The organism is Kribbella sp. NPDC005582, assembly GCF_040605415.1.
Taxonomy (GTDB): Bacteria; Actinomycetota; Actinomycetes; order Propionibacteriales; family Kribbellaceae; genus Kribbella.
This window is the reverse complement of the sequence record NZ_JBEXCU010000004.1, coordinates 217,026-240,418: the sequence shown is the minus strand read 5'-3', so window position 1 is coordinate 240,418 and position 23,393 is coordinate 217,026. Positions and strand designations below refer to the sequence as shown.

Annotated in this window: 21 protein-coding genes and 1 other RNA gene; 11 read left to right on the top strand and 11 right to left on the bottom strand. The window is 68.0% G+C overall.

The features are described 5' to 3' along the window. The first annotated feature begins 155 nt into the window (after positions 1 to 155). From ABZS29_RS24360 to ABZS29_RS24350, 3 genes are read left to right on the top strand one after another with little or no spacing between them, the layout of a single operon-like run. Positions 156 to 761 carry a C4-type zinc ribbon domain-containing protein gene (locus tag ABZS29_RS24360; protein WP_355464836.1) on the top strand — a complete coding sequence of 202 codons (606 nt, stop codon included), beginning with the start codon at positions 156 to 158 and terminating at the stop codon, positions 759 to 761. Then, complete coding sequence (locus ABZS29_RS24355) at positions 758 to 1,873, top strand: bifunctional RNase H/acid phosphatase (RefSeq protein WP_355464834.1); 1,116 nt, start codon at positions 758 to 760, stop codon at positions 1,871 to 1,873. Before ABZS29_RS24360 ends, ABZS29_RS24355 begins: the two co-directional genes overlap by 4 nt. Before the next feature lie 13 nt (positions 1,874 to 1,886). Next, a complete protein-coding gene (locus ABZS29_RS24350; RefSeq protein ID WP_355464832.1) occupies positions 1,887 to 3,323 on the top strand; it encodes an RNB domain-containing ribonuclease in 1,437 nt (478 codons plus the stop codon). 6 nt (positions 3,324 to 3,329) lie between these two features. Here the strand turns inward: ABZS29_RS24350 and ABZS29_RS24345 are convergent, their stop codons facing one another. Further along, the gene (locus ABZS29_RS24345) at positions 3,330 to 3,896 is read right to left on the bottom strand and encodes a TetR/AcrR family transcriptional regulator (RefSeq protein ID WP_355464830.1); all 567 of its coding nucleotides are present in this window, start codon (positions 3,894 to 3,896) and stop codon (positions 3,330 to 3,332) included. A gap of 52 nt (positions 3,897 to 3,948) precedes the next feature. On the opposite strand from ABZS29_RS24345, the gene ABZS29_RS24340 reads away from it, so the two are divergent. Beyond that, the gene (locus ABZS29_RS24340) at positions 3,949 to 4,425 is read left to right on the top strand and encodes a GNAT family N-acetyltransferase (RefSeq protein WP_355464828.1); all 477 of its coding nucleotides are present in this window, start codon (positions 3,949 to 3,951) and stop codon (positions 4,423 to 4,425) included. Here the strand turns inward: ABZS29_RS24340 and ABZS29_RS24335 are convergent. After that, positions 4,422 to 5,579 carry a hypothetical protein gene (locus ABZS29_RS24335; protein WP_355464826.1) on the bottom strand — a complete coding sequence of 386 codons (1,158 nt, stop codon included), beginning with the start codon at positions 5,577 to 5,579 and terminating at the stop codon, positions 4,422 to 4,424. The two genes, ABZS29_RS24340 and ABZS29_RS24335, sit on opposite strands and share 4 nt — an antisense overlap. 61 nt (positions 5,580 to 5,640) lie before the next feature. On the opposite strand from ABZS29_RS24335, the gene ABZS29_RS24330 reads away from it, so the two are divergent. Further along, positions 5,641 to 6,129: a VOC family protein gene (locus tag ABZS29_RS24330; RefSeq protein WP_355464824.1), complete on the top strand. Its 489-nt coding sequence runs from the start codon at positions 5,641 to 5,643 to the stop codon at positions 6,127 to 6,129. Here ABZS29_RS24330 and ABZS29_RS24325 read toward each other — a convergent pair. After that, positions 6,126 to 7,028, bottom strand: coding sequence for an aldo/keto reductase (locus tag ABZS29_RS24325; protein WP_355464822.1), 903 nt, complete (start codon positions 7,026 to 7,028; stop codon positions 6,126 to 6,128). The genes ABZS29_RS24330 and ABZS29_RS24325 overlap by 4 nt on opposite strands. A 91-nt stretch (positions 7,029 to 7,119) precedes the next feature. On the opposite strand from ABZS29_RS24325, the gene ABZS29_RS24320 reads away from it, so the two are divergent. Then, on the top strand, positions 7,120 to 7,617 hold the full coding sequence (locus ABZS29_RS24320) for an NUDIX domain-containing protein (RefSeq protein ID WP_355464821.1): 498 nt from the start codon (positions 7,120 to 7,122) through the stop codon (positions 7,615 to 7,617). Positions 7,618 to 7,623: 6 nt separating this feature from the next. On the opposite strand, the gene ABZS29_RS24315 is transcribed toward ABZS29_RS24320, so the two are convergent. Beyond that, on the bottom strand, positions 7,624 to 7,800 hold the full coding sequence (locus ABZS29_RS24315) for a hypothetical protein (protein WP_355465588.1): 177 nt from the start codon (positions 7,798 to 7,800) through the stop codon (positions 7,624 to 7,626). A 63-nt stretch (positions 7,801 to 7,863) separates the two neighbouring features. After that, a complete protein-coding gene (locus ABZS29_RS24310) occupies positions 7,864 to 8,556 on the bottom strand; it encodes a helical backbone metal receptor (RefSeq protein ID WP_355464819.1) in 693 nt (230 codons plus the stop codon). Positions 8,557 to 8,848: 292 nt separating this feature from the next. On the opposite strand from ABZS29_RS24310, the gene ABZS29_RS24305 reads away from it, so the two are divergent. Continuing rightward, entirely contained in the window at positions 8,849 to 9,487 is a 639-nt protein-coding gene (locus tag ABZS29_RS24305) for a histone H1-like repetitive region-containing protein (RefSeq protein WP_355464817.1), read from the top strand. Between the two features lie 55 nt (positions 9,488 to 9,542). On the opposite strand, the gene ABZS29_RS24300 is transcribed toward ABZS29_RS24305, so the two are convergent. Beyond that, the gene (locus ABZS29_RS24300) at positions 9,543 to 9,740 is read right to left on the bottom strand and encodes a hypothetical protein (RefSeq protein ID WP_355464815.1); all 198 of its coding nucleotides are present in this window, start codon (positions 9,738 to 9,740) and stop codon (positions 9,543 to 9,545) included. 29 nt (positions 9,741 to 9,769) lie between these two features. Here ABZS29_RS24300 and map point away from each other — a divergent pair, with 29 nt between their 5' ends. After that, the gene (gene map / locus ABZS29_RS24295) at positions 9,770 to 10,618 is read left to right on the top strand and encodes a type I methionyl aminopeptidase (protein ID WP_355464814.1); all 849 of its coding nucleotides are present in this window, start codon (positions 9,770 to 9,772) and stop codon (positions 10,616 to 10,618) included. Then, positions 10,615 to 10,998, top strand: coding sequence for a GNAT family N-acetyltransferase (locus ABZS29_RS24290; RefSeq protein ID WP_355464812.1), 384 nt, complete (start codon positions 10,615 to 10,617; stop codon positions 10,996 to 10,998). The genes map and ABZS29_RS24290 overlap by 4 nt, the downstream gene beginning before the upstream one ends. Here the strand turns inward: ABZS29_RS24290 and ABZS29_RS24285 are convergent. Genes ABZS29_RS24285 through ABZS29_RS24270 form a run of 4 tightly spaced genes read right to left on the bottom strand, consistent with a single transcriptional unit; the run spans position 10,975 to position 19,254 of the window. Then, a complete protein-coding gene (locus tag ABZS29_RS24285; protein ID WP_355464811.1) occupies positions 10,975 to 12,462 on the bottom strand; it encodes a peptidase S10 in 1,488 nt (495 codons plus the stop codon). The two genes, ABZS29_RS24290 and ABZS29_RS24285, sit on opposite strands and share 24 nt — an antisense overlap. Before the next feature lie 24 nt (positions 12,463 to 12,486). After that, positions 12,487 to 13,608, bottom strand: a complete 1,122-nt coding sequence (locus tag ABZS29_RS24280; RefSeq protein ID WP_355464809.1) for a ThuA domain-containing protein — start codon at positions 13,606 to 13,608, stop codon at positions 12,487 to 12,489. A 10-nt stretch (positions 13,609 to 13,618) separates the two neighbouring features. Beyond that, positions 13,619 to 16,435 (bottom strand): carbohydrate-binding protein, encoded by a 2,817-nt coding sequence (locus ABZS29_RS24275; RefSeq protein WP_355464807.1) that lies wholly within the window; start codon positions 16,433 to 16,435, stop codon positions 13,619 to 13,621. An 11-nt stretch (positions 16,436 to 16,446) separates the two neighbouring features. Continuing rightward, positions 16,447 to 19,254: a hypothetical protein gene (locus ABZS29_RS24270; RefSeq protein ID WP_355464805.1), complete on the bottom strand. Its 2,808-nt coding sequence runs from the start codon at positions 19,252 to 19,254 to the stop codon at positions 16,447 to 16,449. Between the two features lie 323 nt (positions 19,255 to 19,577). On the opposite strand from ABZS29_RS24270, the gene ABZS29_RS24265 reads away from it, so the two are divergent. Continuing rightward, the gene (locus ABZS29_RS24265; RefSeq protein WP_355464803.1) at positions 19,578 to 19,946 is read left to right on the top strand and encodes a DUF952 domain-containing protein; all 369 of its coding nucleotides are present in this window, start codon (positions 19,578 to 19,580) and stop codon (positions 19,944 to 19,946) included. 8 nt (positions 19,947 to 19,954) lie between these two features. Then, an RNA gene (gene rnpB / locus ABZS29_RS24260) (RNase P RNA component class A) lies at positions 19,955 to 20,353 on the top strand. A 925-nt stretch (positions 20,354 to 21,278) separates the two neighbouring features. Here the strand turns inward: rnpB and panB are convergent. After that, entirely contained in the window at positions 21,279 to 23,267 is a 1,989-nt protein-coding gene (gene panB, locus ABZS29_RS24255) for a 3-methyl-2-oxobutanoate hydroxymethyltransferase (protein ID WP_355464801.1), read from the bottom strand. Positions 23,268 to 23,393: the final 126 nt, after the last annotated feature.

The following is a 23,393-nucleotide window of genomic DNA, read 5'->3' as shown; positions in this document are numbered from 1 at the left end:
AATTAAAGGAGCCGACCCTGAACGCCGAGCCCGCCGTCCAACGCCGTCTGCTGGACCTGCAGGATCTCGACCTGCAGCTGGATCAGGTCGCCCACAAGCGCAAGGCGCTGCCGGAGCACCAGGCTCTGGTCGAGCTGCTCGCGGAGAAGTCGGTGGTGGACCGGGAGTTGGTCACCGCTGACACCGAGGTCGGTGACCTGCAGCGTGAGCAGAAGAAGGCCGACAGTGATGTCGACCAGGTCCGCCAGCGCAAGGCGCGCAACCAGCAGCGGATCGACTCCGGCCAGATCACCTCGCCGAAGGACCTGGACAACCTGCAGCACGAGGTCGGCTCGCTGGAGCGGCGGATCTCGGCCCTCGAGGACGCCGAGCTCGAGGTGATGGAGAAGCTCGAGGCGGCCGAGGTCGTGCAGAAGGACCTGCGCGCCCGCGCCGAGGCGTTCGCCGGCCGGCAGGCCGAGCTGGAGAGCAGCCGGGACGCGTCGCTGAAGGAGCTCGACGAGCAGCGCGCCGGCATCAACGAGAAGCGTGCCGAGGTGCTGGCCGAGCTGCCCGAGGCGCTCGTCAAGCAGTACCAGCGGCTGCGTGAGCACAACGGTGGTATCGGCGCTGCGCCGCTGGTCGGCAAGCGCTGCATGGGCTGCCGGATGGAGCTTGCACCGTCGGATCTGAACGCGATGAAGGCGGCCGCGCCGGACGCCGTACTGCGCTGTGAAGAGTGCGGCCGGATCCTGGTCCGTACGCCGGAGAGCGCGGTATGACCTACACGCATGTGATCGTCGAGGCCGACGGAGGATCCCGGGGCAACCCCGGACCAGCGGCCTACGGCGCTCTCGTGCGCGACCCGGCGACGGGGGAGGTCATCGCGCAGGACGGCAAGACGCTCGGGATCGCGACCAACAACGTCGCCGAGTACTCCGGTTTGATCGCCGGACTGGAGCTGGCCGCGGAGTATGCGCCGGAAGCCTCGATCGAGGTGCGGATGGACTCCAAGCTGGTCATCGAGCAGATGGCCGGCCGCTGGAAGATCAAGCACCCGGATATGAAGCCGCTGGCGACCAAGGCACAGAGCCTCGCGCCGTTCGGCACCGAGTGGACCTGGGTGCCGCGCGCGCAGAACTCGGCCGCCGACGCCCTCGCGAACAACGCGCTGGACGGGATCCCGATCCCGATCAAGCCGGAGCCGGTCACGGCCAAGGTCGTCGTACCGAAGGAGCCGTCGGACCTGCAGAAGGCCTTGCAGGGTTGGGGCGCCCAGGTCGACCCGCCGACGCAGCTCATCTTCCTGCGCCACGGCGAAACGCCGTACACCGCCGAGAAGCGGTTCTCCGGTTCGACCGGCGAGAATCCGGGGCTCAGCGACACCGGTCGGTCTCAAGCAGCCGCTGCCGCCGAATACCTGGCCCTGCAAGGCGGTGTCGACGCGATCGTCACGTCGCCCTTGCTGCGGACCCGGCAGACCGCCGAGGTCGTCGCGACGCGGCTCGGTCTCGAGCTGACTGTGGACGACGGCTGGGTGGAGTGCTCGTTCGGTGACTGGGACGGACACACGTTCGCCGAGGTGCAGCAGAAGTGGCCCGACCAGCTGAGCGCGTGGCTGGAGACGACCACGGTCGCGCCGCCCGGCGGCGAGTCCTTCGACACCTGCGCCCGCCGGGCTCGCTCGGCCCGCGACGGCCTGCTCACCCGCTACCCGGGTAAGACCGTCGTGGTCGTCACGCACGTGACGCCGATCAAGCTGATGGTCCGCTCGGTCCTGCAGGCCCCGATGGCCTCCATCTTCCGGATGGAACTTCGCCCGGCCACCCTGACCGAGATCCACTGGTACGCCGACGGCCTCGCGTCCCTGCGCAGCTTCAACGTAGTCCCGTAGTTACTCTGACCTCATGCCATTGCAGAAGGTCAGGTTCGCGGACGATGTGCCGGAGGTGTTCCGGTCGTCGATGCAGGACATCCGCCGGGAGCTCGACGTACCGGCGGAGTTCCCGCCCGAGGTGGTGGCGGCGGCTCTGGCGGCCGGTACGGCGCCGCGGCTGCCGGCGCTTGATCGGACCGACCTGGAGTTCGTGACGATCGATCCGCCGGACTCGATGGACCTCGACCAGGCGCTGCACATCGAGCGCGCCGGCGACGGGTACGTCGTGCACTACGCGATCGCCGATGTCGCCGCGTTCGTCCAGTACGGCGACCCGATCGACGTCGAGACGCGTCGCCGCGGCGTAACGCTCTACGCCCCGGACAAGCGGACCCCGCTGCACCCGCCGGAGCTGTCCGAGGGCGCGGCCTCGCTGCTGCCCGACCAGGTGCGGCCTGCGCTGCTGTGGACAGTCCCGCTCAATGCGCGCGGCGAGAGCACCGGCGTGACCTGCGAGCGCGCGCTGGTGAAGTCGCGCGCCAAGCTCAACTACGCCGGCGTCCAGCAGGACCTCGATGCCGGTACGGCGTCGGAGTCGTTGCAGCTGCTGCGTGAGGTCGGCAAGCTGCGCGAGCAGCTCGAGCTCGAGCGCGGCGGCGTGAACCTGCCGATCCCCGACCAGGAAGTCATCAAGACGGACGACGGCTGGAGCCTTGAGTTCCGCGCGCCGCTCCCGGTCGAGGGCTGGAACGCGCAGATCTCGCTGCTCACCGGGATGGCCGCGGCCGAACTGATGATCAAGGGCAAGATCGGCATTTTGCGCACGCTGCCCGAACCGCGCGACGACCTGCGCAAGAAGCTCGGACACACCGCGAAAGCGCTCGGAATCGACTGGCCGCAGGAGACGACGTACGCCGAATTCATCCACGGACTCGATCCCAAGGTGCCGGCGCACGCGGCGATGCTCGCGGCCTGCACGGTGCTGTTCCGCGGCGCCGGCTACGTGACGTTCGCGGGGAGCGTGCCGGAGCATCCGCAGCACGCCGCGATGAAGGCTGAGTACGCCCATGTCACCGCACCGCTGCGGCGCCTGATCGACCGCTGGGCCGGCGAGATCTGCCTGGCGCTGTCGGCCGGGACCGAGGTGCCCGCGTGGGTGCGCGAGTCGATGGACGAGTTGCCGAAGCTCATGGAAGAGGCGGATCGCCGCGCCAACGCCTACGAGCGCGCGATCGTCGGCATGGTCGAGGCCGGTCTGATGGCCGACCAGGTCGGTGCCGAGTTCGACGGCGTCATCACCGACGTCGACGACCGCGAACCGAACCGCGGCATCGTCGTCCTCTCCGCGCACGCGGTCGAAGGGCGCGTCAGCGGTACGGCGGAGCTCCCGCTCGGCAAGCCGGTCCGCGTGAAGCTCGTCGAGGCCGACATCGTCAAGCGCAGCGTCGCCTTCGAACTAGTCCCGTAAGCTGCGTTAGTCGTTGAGATAGGCCTCGACCGCGGCGGTCGTGCGATCCAGGTCGCCGGTCGCCAGCAGGTCGATCAACGCACCCCGCAACATCGCCAGCACCCCGGTACGCCGTGCCTCCGCCGCAGGCGACCCGGGGTCCGGCTGACTCGCCTTGAGCAGTTCGAGCCAGTCCTCGACCGTCGACCGGCCGTAGTCCGCCCACGGCCCGTCCGGCACGACCAGCGACCGCCCGTACGCCTCGACCCAGAACGCCATCAGCGGCCGGCGTTCGGGCGCGGCCAGCCACGTCCACAGCTCCCGCGCGACCACGGTCAGCCCGGGCGGTTCGTCGTACTGGCTGTCGATGTGCTGGAGCAGGTCCAGCTCGTCGGTGCGGGCGCGGGCGAGCAATGCACGGATCAGGCCGTCCTTGCTGCCGAACAGGAACAGCAGCACCCGCGGACTCGAGCCGATCGCGGCCGCGAGCGGGCGGAGTGACAGGTCGGCCAGCCCGTGGTTCAGCGAGTACTCGTAGGCGCGCTCGAGCAGCTCCTGCTCGCGAGCGGAGGGGGTTTCTTTCAGGGTCGGCACGTGCCTAGTATGAACCACTGAAACAGTCGTGTCAGTGGATTGGATGGGTTCGATGATCAGGAAACTGGGGCTGCCGGGTGATCTGGGCTGGGTGGTCCAGTCGCACGCCGAGACCTATGCGGCCGAGTACGGCTGGGGCTTCGCCTACGAGACGCTGATCGCGCAGATTGTCACGGCGTACGCGACCGAGCACGACGAGACCCGCGAAGCCGCGTGGATCGCGGAGGTCGACGGCGAGCGGGTGGGGAGCATCTTCTGTGTGCGCGGCCCCGACGAGTCCACCGCCCAGCTCCGTCTGCTGCTGCTCACGCCGGCCGCCCGCGGTCGCGGCCTCGGCGCCGAACTGGTCGACACCTGCCTGGCCTTCGCGCGCGAGGCCGGCTACAAACGCATGGTCCTCTGGACGAACGATCCGTTGGTTGCCGCCCGCCACATCTACCTCGCCCGAGGCTTCCGCCTCACGGCCTCCGAGCCCCACAACGCCTGGGGCAACGAGCTCGTCGGCCAAACCTACGAACTCGACCTCTAGGACGGGCAGGCGGGGGCGCCGGGGGTGGGGGTGTTGCGGAGGGCGTGTGACAGGAACGTGGTGACGTAGCCGTTCTGGACGGTGAGCGCGCGCCGCGGTTCGATGCTGCCGAGGGGCAAGAACTTGCGCAGCGGCCAGGCCAGGTAGTAGACGCCGTAGTCGGTGAAGTTGAAGTGGCGGGTGTCCGGGATCGTGGCGCACCACGACGTGTTGGTGCTTGCCTTGAGCAACGACAACGCCGAGGACCGTCCGGCGTCCGACTTCGCGTCGGGGCCGCAGATGCTGGTGATACACGAATCGTCGGCGCCGAGCAGCAGGATGGGCGCCTGCACGCCCTTCTTCACCGCTTCGCCGTACTGGGTGCCGTCGAGGTCCGCCGCGGCCGCGCACCGTTGATCCGTGCGGCAGGCCTCCAGCGACGCGGCCCCACCGAAGGAATGGCCGACGTACGCCGGCCCGAACGCGGTGTCGGCACTGTCGGGGAGCTCCTTGGCCACCTGGGTCGCCGCGAACCGGGCGTCGGCAGCCCAGAGGGTGACGAGGTGGTCGGCCGCCGCGATCGCGCCCGGTGAGTTGTCGCCGAGGTTCGACGGGTTGGCGGCCGGCATGCTCTCGACGGTTCGGCCGTCCAGCACGGTGAGGTTCGCGCTGTACGTCGGTGTCACGCCGGCGACGAGGTAGCCGTGGCTGGCGAGATCCTCGGCGAGTGCGGCGTACATCGGCGCGGAGAATCCCATCCCCGGCAGCAGAACCACCACCGGGAACCGGCCGGGCGCGACCGCCGCGTGATCCAGTGCCGGGTCGTGCAGGCCGTCGAACGGCCCCTCCAGAATGGACACCGGTGCCTTCAGCTGCAGTCCGCTCCACTGGCCGGGGGCGTAGGCAACCTTCCGGCCGGTCACGCCCTTGGCAACCGGGTACCAGACCCACACCGCCAGCTTGCGCGGACCGGCGACGTACGGGTCCTTGCGGGCGGTGTCGGTCCACTCGAACGTCTGCCGGCCGACCTGGAACTGGCCGGTCGGAGTCGGCAGTGAGACCGGTTCGGAGCGCTGCACGAGTACCCAGCCGACGTACCCACCGCCGCCGACGAGCACCACCAGCACCAGGATCACGATGCCGGTCCGCATCCTTCGCAAACCTCTGCGAGCCATCGGCCTCACCCCTTCAGCTAGCGGACACGTCCTGTCCGCTACTTAGTCGATGCTGGTGGACATGAACAAGAACCCGGGTGGTAAGTCGACCGTCACGCCGTACATCGTCGTTCGCGGCGCAGAGCAGTTTCTCGCATTTGTGGAGCAGACGTTCGACGTGCGCGCTTCCGGGCGGTTCCCGAATCCGGACGGGACGATCGGCCATGCTGAGATCACGGTAGGCGAGTCGGTGCTGATGACGTTCGACGCCCAACCCGACTGGCCGGCCACGCCGAGCTTCCTCAGTGTGTACGTCGATGACGTCGACGCAACGCTGGACCGGGCGGTGGCGGCCGGTGGCACGGTGGTGACCGAGCTGATGGAGTCGCGGATCACCGGCGATCGTGGCTGCCGCGTGAAGGACCCGGTCGGCAACATCTGGTGGCTGCAGACCCATGTGTACGACGTCGATCCCGCCACGATCGGCGCGGTCTTCGCCGACCCGGCCGAGGCGACGAAGATGCAGTACGCGCAGGAGTCCTTCGCGGAGGAGATGCGCAGCCGCGCCTAGATCCAGGGGAGTGCTGACCGCTCGGTCCAATATTCCTCCGGCTGCTGGACGAACTCGGCGAGCGGTCCTTCGGTGCGGAAGGCGAGGTTGCTCTCGAGCTGCTCGGCGGTCGTCGCGCCGCTGAGCACGACATCGGCCCACGGTTGCGCGGCCGCCGTACCGATCGCGAGTGCGTCCGGCGCGATGCCGTGCTGCCGGGCGAAGGCGTTGAACGGGGTCTCGCCCGCCTTCGCAGTGAGTCGGCCGTTGGCGACGGCTTCTTTCACCAGCACGAACCAGCCGGCGTCGTGTGCTTCGGCGAGCGCGGCGCCGGCCGAGGTCTCCAGCACGTTCCAGGTGGACTGGACCGCTGTGAATGGTCCATCGAGCTCCAGCGCCTTACGCAACGCGGCGGCCTGCTGCGGTCCGCTGGTCGACAACCCGACCCGTACGCCGCTGTCGGCGAGCTCGCGGAGCCGGTCCAGCAACTTCTCGTCGCCGAGCGCGGGACTGTCCGTCGTGAGGCTGTGGACGAGATAGAAGTCCGGCGCGCCGCCCAAGGCCTGCACGGTCTCCGGCCACTGCCGCTCGAACGTCGCGAGCCCGTGGTCCTTCACCTCGTGCGTCTCGGCATCGTGCCGCCAGTCCGCGACGTACGTGTAGCCCCACTTGGAACCGACGGTGAGCTGGGCACGACGTTCCGGAGTCAGCCACTCGCCGAGAAACACTTCGGCAAGCCCGTACGAACGGGCGGCGTCGAAGTAGCGAACGCCCGCCCGCCACGCCTGCTCGAGCAGTTCGTGCGTGCGTTGCCGCAGATCGTCGACGGCCCGTCCGGCCGGCAGATCCTCGTCGTGACCGAGATTGATGTACCCCGGCCGCCCGAGCGCCGCGAGCCCCAAACCGATACGTGCTCCCATACCTTCGATCGTAGATGTCGGCGGCAACAACCCGGGAGACGCGCCGGATCGCAAGGCGCGAGGTGGCGTTTGTCGTCTAGCGTTTTGTGGTGTGAGTGAATCTCGGTTGCCACCTCCAGGTACCGTCGTCCGCCGGACGACGGCTCGTGTGCTGCCGGTGCGTCCGGACGGCAAAGTCCTGTTGCTGCACGGCTGGGATCCGCTGAAACCCGAGGTTCCGTACTGGTTCACGATCGGCGGCGGTGTCGAGGCCGGCGAGTCGGTCGCGGACGCCGCGTGCCGGGAGCTGCGCGAGGAAGTCGGCATCGTGCTGCCCGTGGAAGCGCTCGGTGTGCCGGTCGCGAAGAACACGATCGAGTTCGAGTGGGGCGGCGCCCGGATGATTCAGCAGCAGACGTTCTTCGCGGTCGCGGTCGACACTGTCGACGTCACGTTCGCGAACCAGGAGGAGCTGGAGCTGCAGACGATCAGCGCGCACGGCTGGTGGTGGGGTGACGACCTCGAGGCGACCGGCCAGGCCGCCCACGTCACGATCCCGGGCATCCTCCGGCAGGCGTCCGACGCGATCGTCCTGCGCCGCGCGTCCTGAGACCGGTCAGCGCGACCGGGCCTCTTTCAAAACCTTCTTCGGCACCTTTTTGTCGACCTTGTAGTGCGTCCGGTCCAACCGCTCGGCGCAGCCGGCATCGGCGAGCCGCTTCAGGACGACCGGGCACTTCTTGCACCTCGGCTTGTCCTTGCAGCACTTCTTCTTCGCGGTCATCTCCGGCACCAGGCGAGCGTAGGTGAGGCAAACCTAACTGTCTAGTTGAGTGAGCAGTGATCGTGTCGGACGTCACGTCAGCTGTCCGCTGAGTACCGCCCGCGCCCCGACCAGTGATGGGCCGTACCACGTCAGGTGCCGTCCGGAGACGCACTTCGCGGGCTGCCGAAATGCCTCCGGCCCGTCCTCGGGAGTAAACCGATAAGGCTCGTCCGGCAACACCGCGACGTCGTGCGGCGGTAATGCTTCGGGGTCGAACCGCGGATAGCGTTCGGCGGATTCCGCGAACACGTTGTCGACGCCGATTCGCGCCAGCAGATCACCGGCGAACGTGTCCCGTCCCAACGCCATCCACGGCCGTCGCCAGATCGGTACGACGGCACGGCGTCGCGGACCGGTGTACGGCGTACTCCACACTTCGCGGGCATCACGCAACCACTGCGGTACGTCGCCGGTGATCGCGACGAGCAGTTCGTCGAGTTGATCAAGTGCTTCGTCGACTGTCGCCGGTGACGTCATCCACACCTCGATGCCGAGTGCGCGCAACGCGTCGACATCGACGGCGCGATTCTCTTCGGCGTTGGCGATCACCAGGTCCGGTGCGAGTGCTTCGATGCGTTCGAGGTCAGGGTTTTTCGTGCCGCGAACGCGCGTCACGTCGAGCTCTGCGGGACGTGTGCACCAGTCCGTCGCACCGATCAACAGGTGTGCGTGCGTGACGGCGATCGACTCCGTCAACGACGGCACGAGACTGACGATTCGCATCGTTCCCACTCTCCGCTCGAACTCTGTTGCCGACGACAACACTGCGCCGAACGGCCCTTCGACACGAACTTTGCGCGCGTGTCGTGAAGAAATTCTGGCCGCACTTCGGCCGCTCCGCGGTGCGGTGGAAACCCTTCTGCACAACGCTTTTCGGCAAATCGCCGGACTTTTCTCCGTGCGCCGCCTTGACGGAGAAGTGTTTCGGGTGCTTTACGAAGGCACCAAGTGTTGTCATCATCTTAGACGTCGAGGAATCCACCGTGGTTTTCCTCAGCCGCACAAGGAGGCAGAAGTGCCAGCCAAGAAGGCAGCCGCAGGGAAGGCGACAGCCAAAAAGGCTTCTCCCGCCAAGAAGACTGTCGCGAAGAAGACCACCGCCGCGAAGACGACGACCGCGCGGAAGGTTGCAGCGAAGAAGACAGTCGCCAAGAAGGTGAGTGCGGCCAAGAAGACCGCCACCAAGAAGACGGTAGCGAAGAAGGCCCCGGCGAAGAAGGCCACCGCCACCAAGACTGTCGCGAAGAAGGCGCCGGCCAAGAAGGCCACCGCCAAGAAGACTGTGGCCAAGAAGGCTCCGGCCAAGAAGGTCACTGCGAAGAAGACCGTGGCGAAGAAGGCCCCGGCCAAGAAGGTCGCCGCGAAGAAGACCGTCGCGAAGAAGACCACCGCCAAGAAGACGGTGGCGAAGAAGGCTCCGGCGAAGAAGGTCGCTGCCAAGAAGACGGTCGCGAAGAAGGCCCCGGCCAAGAAGGTCGCCGCCAAGAAGGCCCCCGCGAAGAAGACCGTTGCCAAGAAGGCACCGGCGCGGAAGGTCGCGGCGAAGAAGGCTCCGGCCAAGAAGACGGTCGCCCGCAAGGCCCCGGCCCGCAAGGCCCCGGCTCGTAAGGCACCCGCGCGGAAGGCGCCGGCCCGTAAGGCCGCTGCCCGCTGATTCCGTACCCGAAAACCCGAAGGGCACCACCGTCACGGTGGTGCCCTTCGGTGTTTCAGTCGTCTTCCCAGTCCTTGTTCTGCTTCTCCCAGGCTTCGTTGCGTTCCTGGGCTATTTCCAGCGCCCGGGCCGCTTCTTCGGGTGAGCTGTAAGGACCGAGCCGGTCGCCCGACTTGGCGCCTTGGTACGGCTCGACCTGACCGGTCGTGGTGTTGTAGTACCACTCGTTGCTGTGATCGTCGCTCTTGGCCATGACCACCTCCCTACTAAGATGTTCCCACCATGTCGATCCTCACTCCCGGCAGCATCTCGCCACGCCGCGAAGTTCCTGCCGCCATTCCGCGCCCTGAATACGTCGGCAAGCCGGCCCCGACGCCGTACGACGGTTCCTACGTGACAGCGCCGGAGCTGATCGCGAAGATGCGGGTCGCGAGCAAACTCGCCGCGCAGGCGCTGCAGGCCGTCGGCGAGGCCGCGAAGCCCGGGGTGACCACCGACGAGCTCGACGCCGTCGGCCACGAGTATCTGGTCGAGCGCGGTGCGTACCCGTCGACGCTGGGCTACCGCGGCTACCCGAAGTCGTTGTGCACCTCGGTCAACGAGGTGATCTGCCACGGCATCCCCGACGACCGCCCGCTCGAGGACGGCGACATCCTCAACGTCGACATCACTGCGTTCATCGACGGCGTGCACGGAGACACCAACGCGACGTTCCTCGTCGGCGACGTGGACGAGGAGAGCCGCCTGCTGGTCGAGCGCACGCACGAAGCGCTGATGCGCGGTATCAAGGCCGTCAAGCCCGGTCGTCAGGTCAGCATCATCGGCCGGGTCATCGAGTCCTACGCCAAGCGCTTCGGGTACGGCGTCGTCCGCGACTTCACCGGCCACGGCATCGCGACGTCGTTCCACTCCGGCCTGATCATCCCGCACTACGACGACGAGCGGTTCGACGACGTCATCGAGCCCGGCATGACGTTCACCATCGAGCCGATGCTCACCCTCGGCACCTACGACTACGACCTCTGGGACGACGGCTGGACCGCCACCACCAAGGACAAGTCGCGCACCGCGCAGTTCGAGCACACGCTCGTCGTCACCGACACCGGCGCCGAGATCCTCACCTTGCCGTGAACGTCACGACGTACGAGCGGGAGCATCTCGCCGGCGTCGTCGCGTTGTGCGAGGCCGAGGGCTGGCCGAGCTTCGGCGCCGACCTCGACCGCGCCCACGCAACCCTGACCGCCCCTGGTGTGACGAGTGTCGTCGCCCTCGACGGCGACCTCGTGATCGGGTTCGCGTATCTGCTCAGCGACGGCCACATCGCGTCGTACCTGTCGATGATGGCGACCCACGCGGACTACCGACGCCAGGGTGTGGGGCGCGCGCTCATCGAGTTCGCGCACCCCCGCACCGGTGCTCAGCGCATCGATCTCGTCACCGACACCGCAGAGGACTTCTACAAGTCCTATGAGCACCACCGGACGTTCTCAGGATTCCGCATCTACCCCTGAGCTGTTGCTGATGAAGGCGGCGAGGTCTGCGGACTGCTGGACGCGGGACTCGTCGTGGACGTACATCATGTGGCCGGCCGGGTAGTACTTGACCTCGATGTTGTCCGTGAGCTCGCGCGGGATCTTGAGCCGGGCAAGCGTGTGCTCGGTCGCGAAGTACGGCGTGGCGCCGTCGTAGTGTCCGGAGGCCACGTGGACCTTCAGGTGCGGGTTGGTGCGAAGTGCTTCGGCGAGCTTGTCGGCGACGGTGATGTGCTGGCCCTCGAACTCCTTGAAGGACCAGTTCTTCGCCGCATCCCAGCTCAGCGTCTCGTACGGCAGATCGTTCTCGTAGCCGAGCTCGACGCGCACGTAGTGGTTCAGAGCGGCGCTGTACGGGCCGATGATCGCGGCGAACGACGGATCGTTGCTGGTGGCGTCGATCGCATAGTCGACCTCCCAGCCGGTGAAGCGCCCGTCGAGCCGACCGACCGTAAGGCGTTGCGCGCGCAGCAGTTCGGTGTAGAACCGCTGATGCTCGATCCGCAGGTCAACCCGGTCGATGTAGTCCTCGCTCAACCCGGTCAGTGCGGCCAGCCGGGTGACCACCTCGGCGCGGTAGTCGTCCGGGATGCGGTTGCCCTGGGCAAGCGCATTCGGGTACCGCCCGGCGGCGAAGCGCTCGGCGTCGGCGAGCAGCTCCTCGAGGCTCCGGTCCGGGATCAGCCCGTGGTAGTGCGCGATCGCGGCGTACGTCGGCAGGAACAGCGTGTACGGCAGATCGTTGCCGGGGGAGAAGTCCAGCGTGCCGAACTCCAGCACCGCCGAGATCAGCATCACGCCGTTCAGGTACATCCCGTACCGCGTTTGCAGATGCGCGGCCAGTCCCGCGGCCCGCGTCGTACCGTAGGACTCACCGGCGAGGAACTTCGGCGAGATCCAGCGCCCGTTCCGCGAGGTCCACAGCCGGATCACCTCGCCCACGGACTCCAGGTCGCGCGTGAAGCCGTGGTACTCGCCCGGCTTCTCACCCTCGACCGCCCGCGAGAACCCGGTCGCGACGGGGTCGATGAAGACCAGGTCGCTGTGCAGCAGCAGGCTCTCGTCGTTGTCCACCAGCTTGTACGGCGGCGCCGCCACCGACCCGGCGTCACCGGAAACGACCCGGCGTGGTCCGAGCAGCCCAAGGTGCAGCCAGATGCTCGACGACCCCGGCCCCCCGTTGAACGCGAACGTCACCGGCCGCTCGGCCGCATCGGCGTCGTCCAGCGTGTAGGCGGTCAGGAACACCTCCGCCTTCGGCTTGTACCCGTCGAACTTGCCGTCGGTCAGCACCTCTTCCCGCAGCACGACCCGCCCGGTGGTCGCGGTGTACCGCAGCTCGCGACCACCGATCGTCAGGGTGTGCCGGGTCGCCACCAGATCGTCCACCGGAGTCGCCGGCTTCTTCTCCTCGGTGGCCTTCTCAGTACTCTCGTCCGTCATGCCCAGCACCCTAAAGGGTGCTGCCTAGCTGAGCGTGAAGCTGTCCACGTCGAACAGCGAACCCGATCCACCACTGAAGGTGAGGAACAGCGCGCCCGTGCCGGGAGTCAACGTCGTCGAAACGGTCTGGAAGCTCTCCCAGCCGCCAGTCACCGGTACGGCGACCGTCCCGAGCACCGGCCCGCTCGCCGAGCCGGAGCGGATGCGAATCGTCCCGCCCGCACCGCCCGACGAAATCCGGGCACTGAAGGACGTGGCACCGGCGAGGTTCACCTGGGCGTAGCCGGCCCAGTCGCCGTTGTCGATGTAGCCGAGCGTCCGCCCGCCGCTGGCGCCGTTGTGCGGCGCCACCTGCACGCCTGACTGCGACGTGAACGCCTCACCCTCAATGGAGGTCACCGGCGGCGTCGACGTCGCTCCAGCGGCGTACTGGATGCCTCCCAGCAGGTGCCGGCGGAACGCGGTGTCGGCGTACGACTCGATCGTGTGCCCGAAGCCGGTGTAGAACGAGCGACCCGAGCCCTGGGCGTGGTACCAGGCGATCGGATGGTCGCCCATGTTCCCGCCGCTGTACGTCGACTCGTCCAGGTTGATCAACACGTGCACGTTCGGCCGCGGGTTGGTCGAGTAGTTGTACAGCTCGTCCGTCCGCACCCACGTCGTACCGAGGTGAGCGGTGGACGGATGCGTGCGGTCCTCGACCCGGGCGGTCACCTGCTGGATCGCCGGATGACTGTTGAACCACGCGCCGACCAGTTGCCCGTAGAACGGCCAGCTGTACTCCGTGTCCGCGGCGGCGTGCACACCGACGTACCCGCCACCGCCGTTGATGTACGACTCGAACGCGGCCTGCTGGGTGTCGTTGAGAACGTCGCCGGTCGTGCTCAAGAACACCACCGCCTTGTACGCCGCCAGCGAGGCCGCGGTGAACACGTTGCTGTCCTCGCTCGCGGTCACGGTGAACCCGTTCGCGGCCCCGAGCTCACGGATCGCCTGGATGCCCGCCGGGATCGAGTCGTGCCGGAAGCCGGCCGTCTTGCTGAACACCAGCACCTGGTACGGCGCCGCGAACGCGGGCAGGTTGTTCGCGCCGGCGACCAGTAGCCCACCGGCGATCAGTGCGGTACGACGTGTGAAAGTAGTCATGGCCAGCTCCTCAGGGAGTCACGGTGAAGGTGTCGACGTCGTAGAGATTTCCGGCGCCGCCGACGAAGGACAGGAACAACGGACCACTCGCTGCCGCGTTCAACGTGGTGGAGACGGTCTGGAAGTTCTCCCACCCACCAGTCACCGGTACGGCGACCGAACCGAGCAGCGTGCCGGTCGCGGAGCCGGCGCGGATCTGCAGCGTGCCGCCCGACCCGCCCGACGAGACGCGTGCGGTGAAGCCGTGCATTCCGGCGGTGCTCACTCCGGAGTACCCGGCCCAGTCGCCGTTCTCGATGAAGCCGACCGTCGCGCCGCCACTGGCCGAGCCGTGCGCGGCCGCCTGGACGCCGGACTGCGATGTGAACGCCTCACCCTCGGTCGTGCTGCCGCCCGAGGTCGACGTGTTGAAGGTGAAGGCATCGACGTCGAAGAGATTGCCCTGACCGGTGACGCCCTTGAAGACGAGGAACAGGTTGGTCGTCCCGTTCGGCTTATTGGTGAGGTTGGCCGTGACGTTGGTGAAGGTGTCCCAGCTGCCGGTCGGAGCCACGGTCGCAGTCCCCATCAGCGCACCGGTCGCCGACCCCGCGCGGATCTCGAGCGTCCCACCAGGACCGCCCGACGAGACGCGTGCCGTGAACGAGGTGGCGTTGCCGATGGCGTAGGGCTGGAAGGAGATCCAGTCGCCGTTGTCGACGTACCCGGCCGTCTTCCCGCCCTCGGCGGTCGCGTGATCGGCCAACTGGATACCGGACTGCGCCGAGAAGTGCTCGCCTTGGCGGTGCCGCGGCTGCAGCTTGTGCTTGTCGGTCGAGGTCAGCCCGCCCTTGTCCGTGTACGACGCGGTGAAGACGCCGTACACGTTGGCCGCCGGATCGTGTTCACCGTCGACCGGTACGGCGATCGATCCGCTGCAGCCGGTCTTGGACGTGATCTCGTGTTCGTGGGCGTCGTGGCCGAGCAGGTACGTCACCTTCACCTTGGAACAGTCGATCGTGCCGTCCTCCGGATCGCTGACGGTCACCTGGAACGGAACGGTGTCGCCGAACGAGAACAGCTGTCCGTCAGCCGGTGTGGTGAGCGTGACCGTTGGTGCGGTGTTGCCGACGCTGATCTGGACATTGGCCGATCCCGTCAAGCCGGTCGGGTCCGTGACGGTCAGCGTCGCGGTGAAGTTGCCGGCCGTGTTGTACGTGTACGACGGGTTGGCCTGGGTCGACGTACCGCCGTCGCCGAAGGTCCAGCGGTAGGTCAGCGCGCCACCCTCAGGGTCCGAACTGCCGGCGGAGGAGAACGCCACGGTGAGCGGGCGCCCGCCGGAGGTCGGCGTACCGGAGGCTTTGGCGACCGGGTTGCGGTTCTGTGCGCCGATGTACTCGATCCGCCACAGCGCCTGGTTGTTGCTGCCGGTGCCGTAGTCGAGCACGTACAGAGCGCCGTCGGGGCCGAAGGCCATGTCCATCACCTGGGTGCCGTTCCAGGGGAACGCGCCGATGTCGCCGACGCCGCCGCTGCCGGTCACCTCGATCGCTTTGATCCACTGGCGCCCGAGTTCCCCGGCGAAGTAGCGGCCGTTCAGTGACGCGGGGAACTTCACCGGCGAGTTCAGGTTGGCGTCGTACCGGTAGACCGGGCCGCCCATCGGCGACTCCGATCCGCCGTTGCCGAACTCGGGCGGCGTACCGGCGTCACCGGCGTACCGGATCCAGGCCGGCTGGGCCGGCGGGAGCGTGGTGCGGCCGGTGTTGCGGAAGGAGTTGTTGGTGACTCCGCTGGCGCAGTTGAACTTGGCGCCGGACGGGCCGCTGGGGAACTGGTAGTCGTTGTAGGTCTCGGTCGTGGTGTTTGTGCCTGTGCAGTAGGGCCAGCCGAAGTTGCCCGGTGCGGTGATGCGGTCGAACTCGACCTGACCGTTCGGTCCTCGGTTCGGGTCGGTGACGCCGGCGTCCGGGCCGTAGTCGCCGAGGTAGACGATGCCGGTCGCCTTGTCGACACTCATCCGGAAGGGGTTCCGGAAGCCCATCGCATAGATCTCCGGTCGGGTCTGCGCGGTCCCTGGTGCGAACAGGTTGCCGGACGGGATCGTGTACGTCCCGTCAGCCTGCGGTTTGATCCGCAGTACCTTCCCACGCAGGTCGTTGGTGTTGCCCGCAGTGCGCTGTGCGTCGAACTGTGGGTTGCGGCTGGTCCGCTCGTCGATCGGCGTGTAGCTGTCGGACTGGAACGGATTGCTGTCGTCGCCGGTGGTCAGATAGAGGTTGCCGGCGGCATCGAAGTCGAGATCGCCGCCGACATGGCAGCACTGGCCGCGATCGTTCGGTACCCGCAGCACAATCTTCTCACTGGCGAGATCGAGGGTGTTGTTGGTGGCGAGGACGAATCGCGAGAGATGCAGTTCACCCTTCCACGCGTCCCAGTCGGCCTGCGTGCCGTCGGTCGGCGCATCGCCGTCAGGCGTGTTCAGGCGAGGGGAGAAGTACAAGTAGACAAAGCGGTTTGTGGCGAAGTTCGGATCGACCGCGACGCCTTGAAGACCTTCCTCGTCGTGGGTGTAGACGTTGAGTTTGCCGGCCAGGCTCGTCGTACCGTTGACGTCGGTGATCCGGACCGAGCCGTCGCGTGCGGTGTGGATGACGGAGCGGTTCGGCAGTACAGCCAGCGACATCGCTTCGCCGAGCTCGTTGCCGCCGCTGGCGAGCGAGATCTGCTGGTAGTCGCCGGGTGGGATCGTCGACCCCGCTTGGGCACTCGCAGTGAGACCCACTGCGGCGGTCATGACGGCGGCGATCGTCAAGGAGATCCGCCGAATGCCTTTCTTCCTCATAGCGTTCTCCTTCAGTTGTTGATCAGGTCGAACGATTCCCAGGGACCGATCGCCGTTCGGTTGGCGATCAGGGCGGCCGCGCCACCGTTCTCGGCACAGACGAGATTGCTGTTGATCTGCGCGCGGAAACTGACCGTCCCGTCGCCGTTGTGGATCAGCTGGAAGGTCTCCCACGACCCGACGGCCGGGTTCTTGGCGAGCAGGGGTGCCGCACCCGCGTTGTCGGCGGCAACGAACAGGTTGTTCGCGCGGGCCTTCAACGAGACGTTGCCGCCGCCGAGATCCGCCATCTCGAACTGCTGCGCCGTACCGATCGTGGTGCTGTCCGCGATCAGCGGCGTACCGGTGCCGGCGGTGACGTACTTGCCGTTGGCCCGGGCTCGGAGGCTGATCGTGCCTGTCGGCGTGGCCTTCGGGAGGCCGATCGTTGCCTTGTCGTAGCGCCGGGCCGCGGTGGCCGGCGTACCGGTCAGTGCTTGGAAGGGTTGGATCGCCGAGCCGGTCTTCTCCACCAGGTAGGACCGGCCGGCTTGTGCCGGGATGGTGAGGGTGGGGCTGGTTTGTGGTGCTACGACGGTCGCTCGGGTCTGTCCGTCGACGACGATGACGCTTTGCCCCGGCCAAGGATTCCGTACGGCGAGTTGCTGGTTCGCGCCGGACGTGATCGCGACGGTGGTCGGCGTACCGGCGGTGATCTGGACGTGGACTTTGGATTTGTGGCCAATGGCAACCGTTCCTTCGCCGGTCCAGTCGCTCGGCCAGGCCGGGGCGATCCGCAGCAGACCGTCGTAGTCCTGCGCAAGCGCCTCCGGTACGGCGACGGCCAGCACACCCGACTGCTCGATGTAGGGCTCGGCGGCCGGTTGGGCGGTGAAGCTCGCCAGGCCGGACGGGTAGACCTGGAACCGCCTGATTGCCGCCAGCAACGAAGACTTCACCTCGGTCGCCAGCCCGAGTCGCGCGGCGTGGAGAGCGTCGTAGCTCCAGGTGTGGCTGTTGACGTAACTCCGCGCGGTGAACGTCCGGCGGCCGAGCGCGGAGTTGTCACCGATCAGGTTGAACGGCCAGACCGCTTCCAGACCGATGTTCTCGGAGTTGCGCCGCTGCGCAGCGGGTTGGGTGGACGGTCCGATCATGGTGTTGCCGTTGGCATCGTCGGCCGGCGTCAGGAGCTGCGTCTGCGTGGCCGTGTCGGTTCGCGGAAGGGTTTGGATCTTCGGGATCGCCGCGTTGAGCTGGCTGACCAGCGCAGAGTCGACGTTGAGCAGCTGCGCGGCTTTCACGGCGACCGGGAAGAACGACTGCATCGCCGCCACATCCGTGGTGGGATCGGTGACGTCCCACTGGGTCTCGTGGGCGTTCGACCTGGTGTGCAGCTTGCCGTCCGAGCCGGTGGTCGCGTGCGACAGCAGGAACTGCGCCGCACCTTTGATCAACGGGTAGTTGGCTTGCAGAAAAGCGCGGTCGTCGGTCATCCGGTAGTGCTCCCAGACCCAGAGGCCGACCTCCGCTCCGGTGGTGACGTTGAGCGAGTTCCACATCGGCGGGATCGTCGAGTCGCAGGAGGCGTTGTCGGTGCCGCCGTTGTAGGTGCCGTTGCCGTTGAACCGCATCGTCTCCGGGACGCAGAGGCCTTGTTTGCCAGGCATGTGCGCGCTGGTCCAGGCCGCGATCGCGTCTCGGTTGTCGTTGTAGAGGCGGAACATCGGGTCGTTGAGGCTCGGTAGTCCGGCCGCGAGGTTGGCGGCCACCTGCATTCGCAGGTTCCAGAACCAGTAGCCGGCCGGGTACCAGTCACGCTTGTCCTGGGAGAACGTGAACAGGTCGGCGACCCCGGCCTGCGATCCCGGCAGGACACCGCGACTCTGTGCCGCGCTCGCGTAGAGGAAGATCGTCCGCAGATTCTCGACGTAGTCACCGGTGCCGTCGGCCGAGCTGATCTTGATCAAGCCGGCCGAGCTCCAGTAGTTGTGCCACCACTGCAGATGCGCGTTCCGTACTTCGCCTTGCGCGGCACCGTTGAGTACCGCGTTCGTGGTGGCGATCGAGTCTCCGCCGGTCCAGGTCGGTGCGGCGACGACGACTCGGAACGAACCGTCGGTGTTGGGTTGGAAGGTGACCTGACCGGTGAGGTTGTTCGGCGTATTCGCAACGACGTTGCGACCGCCGGCAGTGAGTCCGGCGAGCGATCCGAAGGTGCGGCCGGACGCGCCGGCGCCCGCGTTGTCCACCCAGGTTTCGGCGAGGGCCGCCGTACTGCCGGAGGCTCGGGCCTGGGGCGCGCGTCCGCTCCACAGCTTCACCTGGGCGGTTTGCGTGCTGTTCGGATCGGCGCCGGTGACGTCGACGACGAGCTGCTGGGTGTCGGCCCGGACAAAGGCGGTCATGGTCATCCCACCGCCCGCCTGCCGCAGCATCCCGTCGTACAGGTCGAGAGTGGCGGTGAAGTCGGGCGCGCCGGTGAGCCTCGCCAGTCCCGGGATCACCAGGTGACCAAGGGACTTCCGGTCGGGGAACGTGTCGGTGCGATTGAGTTGGGCGGTGAATCCGTCGGCCGCCCAGACCGCCGCGCCGAGCGCGCCGTTGCCGAGCGGCAGCGATTCGGCCGGTACGGCGTTGGGTCGCTGCAGGACGATGTCGGAGCGCCGGACCAGGTTCGGGGTGTCGACGACGAACGTGCCGTCGCGCCAGGCCGTCGTACCGGATGCTGCGGTTGCTGGTTCGCCGGGTACGAGGATCGTGGCGGTCAGCAGCAGTGCGAGAAGGATCCTGAGCTTCGGCCGAATTCTGGGCAGGGGTAAGCGCACGAGGACGTGCATCGGACCTCACTGGAATGCTGGGGCGGACCCATCGGCCGGGTGCGGGGCGAACCCTGGGTGCTATCGGATATTTCCTGCCGCGGAGCGTCACGTCAAGACTTCGTTGGGCGACCAGCCGAAGTTTTCGCCAACTTCTTGCACGAATCCGCCCATATTTTGCATCCCCCCGGCTCCTCCCGCCCGCCCAGGCGCCATCTGCTGGGGGGACCCATCAGGTGGTGGGTTCTCCACCGGCATGCGGCTCAGGAACCCACACTGTGGGGGGTGAACCCACCCGCGCGCGGGTGCGCGGAGGTGCGGCGGGTGGGAATTAGAGTGTGCGGATGGCGACGATCTTCCATCTCGCGTTTCCGGATCAGTGGGCGGCGGCCGAGGAGGCCGGCTGCTACCGCTGGTCGACGCGAGGCAAGTCTCTCGACGACGGCGCGACCTTCATCCACGCCTCCCGGCACGACCAGGTCGCGATGGTGGCCAACTTCGTCTACGACGACGTGCCCGGCCCGCTCAGCCTGCTCGTGATCGACACCGAGCGGCTGATCTCGGCGCTCTGCGACGAGGACCTGGACGGGATCGGCATCACCTTCCCGCACATCTACGGCCCGCTGAACCTGGACGCCGTCGTCGACGTCCGCCCGTACGAGCGCGGCCCCGACGGCCGATGGCCGGAGGTCGCCGCCGAAGCCGTATCCTGAACACGGAACGGGTCGGTCGGGCGATCGCGTCGCCCACGCGAGTGGGCGCCGAGGAAAGTCCGGACTCCACAGGGCAACGTGGTGGGTAACGCCCACCCGGGGCAACCCGCGGGACAGTGCCACAGAGAACAGACCGCCAGCGGCTTCGGTGAACCCCGTGGTTCACCGAGGTGCGGGTGAGGGTGAAACGGTGGTGTAAGAGACCACCAGCTCCCCAGGTGACTGGGGAGGCTAGGTAAACCCCACGTGGAGCAAGGCCAAGAAGGACGACGGGCAACCGCCGTCCGCGCGAGCGTCCGAGGGCTGCCCGCCCGAGCTCGCGGGTAGGCTGCTAGAGGCGGCTGGCAACAGTCGTCGTAGATAGATGATCGCCGTAACAGGATCCGGCTTACGGACCGACCCGTTCCTTCTCTTCACCCGGTACGCCGCGCGCTGCCGCGCGGTGTGCGGGCTCATCGCCCGCGTCCCCGCGTGCGGGCTTCGCCCTGGCCCACCCTGGGTTCCTCCTGCAGGCTGCCGCCTGCGGATGCGCGGCTGCCGCCGCACGCGTGCCGGCTTATCGCCGGCGGCCCCGCGTGCGGGCTTCGCCCTACACGCTCCCCCTCCCACCCTGGGTTCAGTTGCAGGCTGCCGCCTGCGACATGCGGCTCCGCCGCGGTCTCGACGCTGCCGCCCCGGGTGCGTGCGGGCTTGTCGCCCGCTTCCGCGCGTGTGGGCTTCGCCCTTCACGCTTCCCGCCCGCCCTCGATCCGGTTGCAGGCTGCCGCCTGGGACCGGCGGCTACCGCCGCCGACCTGCGCTGCCGCGCTGGTGCGTCGCGGAGGTCGAACGCGGCTGCGGACCGCCGGCACTCACTAACCGTCGAAAATCCGTCCGAGGCGTCGACCGTCACGCCTGCATCTAAGGTGCAGGGCGTAGTTGATCAGTGGCTCAGCTCCGCTGGAGCTGCGGACCGCCACCACTCCACAACTGCAGTCGGCGACGGCAGCTGAGCGTGAGTGCAGCCCGCCAACCTCACTTGTGGAGCGCTGCAGGTTCGGGGGAGGGCGGCGATGAGCCGCTGGCGGATGTGCGATGGCGGGTCGCCTCGGTCGGACTGCCGCAGCGGGATCGCCAGCACTTTGCGACTGCTTCGTCCGAGTGCGAACTCAGCTCCCGGACCCCAGCCCCACGCGACCCTGCGCGATAGCGCGTACTGCGGCGTTAGCCGCATATCGCAGGCGGCAGCCTGCAAATGGAACCAAGGGCGGGTGGGGGAGCGTGCCAGGGCGAAGCCCGCACGCGGGGGACACGGGCGATGAGCCCGCACACCCCGCGCGGTAGCGCGGCGAACTAGAACGTGTGGTCGTCGGTGGGGAAGGTGCCGTTGGCCACGTCGGCGGCGTACGTCGTGGCGGCGCCCGTCAGGATGCCGCGCAGGTCGGCGTACTGCTTGACGAAGCGGGGCATGGGGCCGGAGCGGAGGCCGGCCATGTCTTGCCAGACGAGGACTTGGGCGTCGGTGTCGCGGCCGGCGCCGATGCCTACGGTGGGGATGGGGACTCGTTTGGTGATCTCGGCGGCTACGTCGCCGGGGACCATTTCGAGGACTAGGGAGAAGGCGCCGGCTTCGGCGAGGGCGACGGCGTCGTCGATCAGGCCGGCGGCTTGGTCGCCGCGGCCTTGGACGCGGTAGCCGCCGATGCTGTGCTCGCTTTGTGGGGTGAAGCCGATGTGCGCCATCACGGGGATGCCGGACTGGGTCAGCTTCTCGACCATCGGTACGACGGTGCGGCCGCCCTCGAGCTTGACCGCATGGACGCCGGCTTCCTTCATGAACCGCACTGCGGTGTGGAAGGCCTGCTCCGGTGAGGCCTGGTACGAACCGAACGGAAGGTCGGCGACGACCAGCGCGCGGTCGACCGCGTTCGCGACCGCGCGGGCCAACGGGATCAGTTCGTCGACGGTGACGCGGAGCGTGGTGTCGTAGCCGAAGACGTTGTTCGCGGCGGAGTCACCGACCAGCAGGACGGGGATGCCGGCCTGGTCGAAGATCTCGGCGGTGTACTGGTCGTACGCCGTCAGCATCGCCCACTTCTCGCCGCGGTTCTTCATGTCGCGCAGATGGTGGATGCGGTACCGCCGCGGCCGCGCCGGCGGTTCACCGGAACCCCCGCCTTCCGACGGACGCTTCTCCGACGAAGACGAAGACGCTGACGAAGACGACGCTGACGATGACGATGACGACGAGTCCGCGACCTCCGGCGTACCGGCGGCGGCTGCGGCAGCTGCTGCCTGGGCGCGACGGGCGCGGTGCGTGGCGACGTGCTCGGCCGGGACCTGGCTCGGTGCGTCCTGCTGTACGTCGGCCCGGCGGCGCGCGCCGATCCGCGATCGTGGTTCGCTCACTGGGGTGTTGCTCTCGTACTCCGCACTCGGATCCGACAAGTAGCTGGGCTCGGGCGACGACGACGCCGGCGAAGGTGAAGACGACGAAGGCGCCGAGGCGGCCGGAGTCGTCGGTGCGGGAGCCGGAGCGCGCGGCGGCGTCGGCGGCTGCAGCGGAGCCTGCGGCAACTGCGACTGCGCAGGAGCCTGCTGAGCCGGCGGCGACTGCAAACCGTTGGTGGGAGCCGGCGGCTGCACAGGCAGTGCGCCCGTCGTCGGCGGTACGCCGTTCTGTTGCGGCGCCTGGCTGCTCCAGTTCGTCGAACCGTTCGAAGCAGGCGCCGGCGTGTGCTGCGTCAGACCGTTGCTGCCCTGCGGCGCGGCCGGGGGACGCGGGGGCTGCTGCGGTGCCTGCTGCTGCGGTGGGGGAGCCTGCCGATTCGGCGGTACGCCGTTTGTCGGCGCGAACGGGCTCGGCCGACCCTGGGGCGCAGGCGGCTGCTGCGGACGGAACGGACTCTCCGCCGGGTACGCCGACTGTCCGTACGACTGCTCGTCACGCTGCTCGCGGTCGCCGTAGTACTCCGGCCGCTGCGGCGGATCGCCGTACGGCGAACGCGGCGGCTGCTGCTGAGCCGGTGCGGGCGGCTGGGCCGGGGGCTGCTGCTCAGGGAAGCGCTGCTGCGGCGGCGCAGCCGGCGGTGGTCCAGGCAGGTACGGCGGCTTCGGTACGTACGGCTGTTGCGGCACGGGACCGCGCTCGAACTGCCGGGGCGCGTTCGGCAGCGACGGCGCGGGGTCGAGGCCGAGCCCGTTGGGCCGGTCCCGCCAAGGCTCGTTGTCGTAGTCCGAACGGCGGTGCTCTTCGGTTGTCCGGTTCGACGGTCCGGTCCCGTACGGCGAGGGCAACTCCTCGTCGTCCTGGGTACCGGCCGACCTGAAGTTGTCAACCATGCCCTCATCGTCCCACCGATGCGGAGGGTAAGCGCCACCGGTCGTGCCTGAGTGGTCAGTCACATTCTCCCTGGACGTGCCAGAGTCACCGCCGGCCTCCTCAGGAGAACCCCACGGTGTGTCATC

What these genes read in the sequence shown, in the direction of transcription:
- ABZS29_RS24355 (WP_355464834.1), top strand. Translation starts at nt 758, where the DNA reads ATGACCTACACGCATGTGATCGTCGAGGCCGACGGAGGATCCCGGGGC.
- ABZS29_RS24350 (WP_355464832.1), top strand. Translation starts at nt 1,887, where the DNA reads ATGCCATTGCAGAAGGTCAGGTTCGCGGACGATGTGCCGGAGGTGTTC.
- ABZS29_RS24340 (WP_355464828.1), top strand. Translation starts at nt 3,949, where the DNA reads ATGATCAGGAAACTGGGGCTGCCGGGTGATCTGGGCTGGGTGGTCCAG.
- ABZS29_RS24335 (WP_355464826.1), bottom strand. Translation starts at nt 5,579, where the DNA reads ATGGCTCGCAGAGGTTTGCGAAGGATGCGGACCGGCATCGTGATCCTG.
- ABZS29_RS24330 (WP_355464824.1), top strand. Translation starts at nt 5,641, where the DNA reads ATGAACAAGAACCCGGGTGGTAAGTCGACCGTCACGCCGTACATCGTC.
- ABZS29_RS24325 (WP_355464822.1), bottom strand. Translation starts at nt 7,028, where the DNA reads ATGGGAGCACGTATCGGTTTGGGGCTCGCGGCGCTCGGGCGGCCGGGG.
- ABZS29_RS24310 (WP_355464819.1), bottom strand. Translation starts at nt 8,556, where the DNA reads ATGCGAATCGTCAGTCTCGTGCCGTCGTTGACGGAGTCGATCGCCGTC.
- ABZS29_RS24300 (WP_355464815.1), bottom strand. Translation starts at nt 9,740, where the DNA reads ATGGCCAAGAGCGACGATCACAGCAACGAGTGGTACTACAACACCACG.
- map (WP_355464814.1), top strand. Translation starts at nt 9,770, where the DNA reads ATGTCGATCCTCACTCCCGGCAGCATCTCGCCACGCCGCGAAGTTCCT.
- ABZS29_RS24285 (WP_355464811.1), bottom strand. Translation starts at nt 12,462, where the DNA reads ATGACGGACGAGAGTACTGAGAAGGCCACCGAGGAGAAGAAGCCGGCG.
- ABZS29_RS24280 (WP_355464809.1), bottom strand. Translation starts at nt 13,608, where the DNA reads ATGACTACTTTCACACGTCGTACCGCACTGATCGCCGGTGGGCTACTG.
- ABZS29_RS24275 (WP_355464807.1), bottom strand. Translation starts at nt 16,435, where the DNA reads ATGAGGAAGAAAGGCATTCGGCGGATCTCCTTGACGATCGCCGCCGTC.
- ABZS29_RS24270 (WP_355464805.1), bottom strand. Translation starts at nt 19,254, where the DNA reads ATGCACGTCCTCGTGCGCTTACCCCTGCCCAGAATTCGGCCGAAGCTC.
- ABZS29_RS24265 (WP_355464803.1), top strand. Translation starts at nt 19,578, where the DNA reads ATGGCGACGATCTTCCATCTCGCGTTTCCGGATCAGTGGGCGGCGGCC.
- panB (WP_355464801.1), bottom strand. Translation starts at nt 23,267, where the DNA reads ATGGTTGACAACTTCAGGTCGGCCGGTACCCAGGACGACGAGGAGTTG.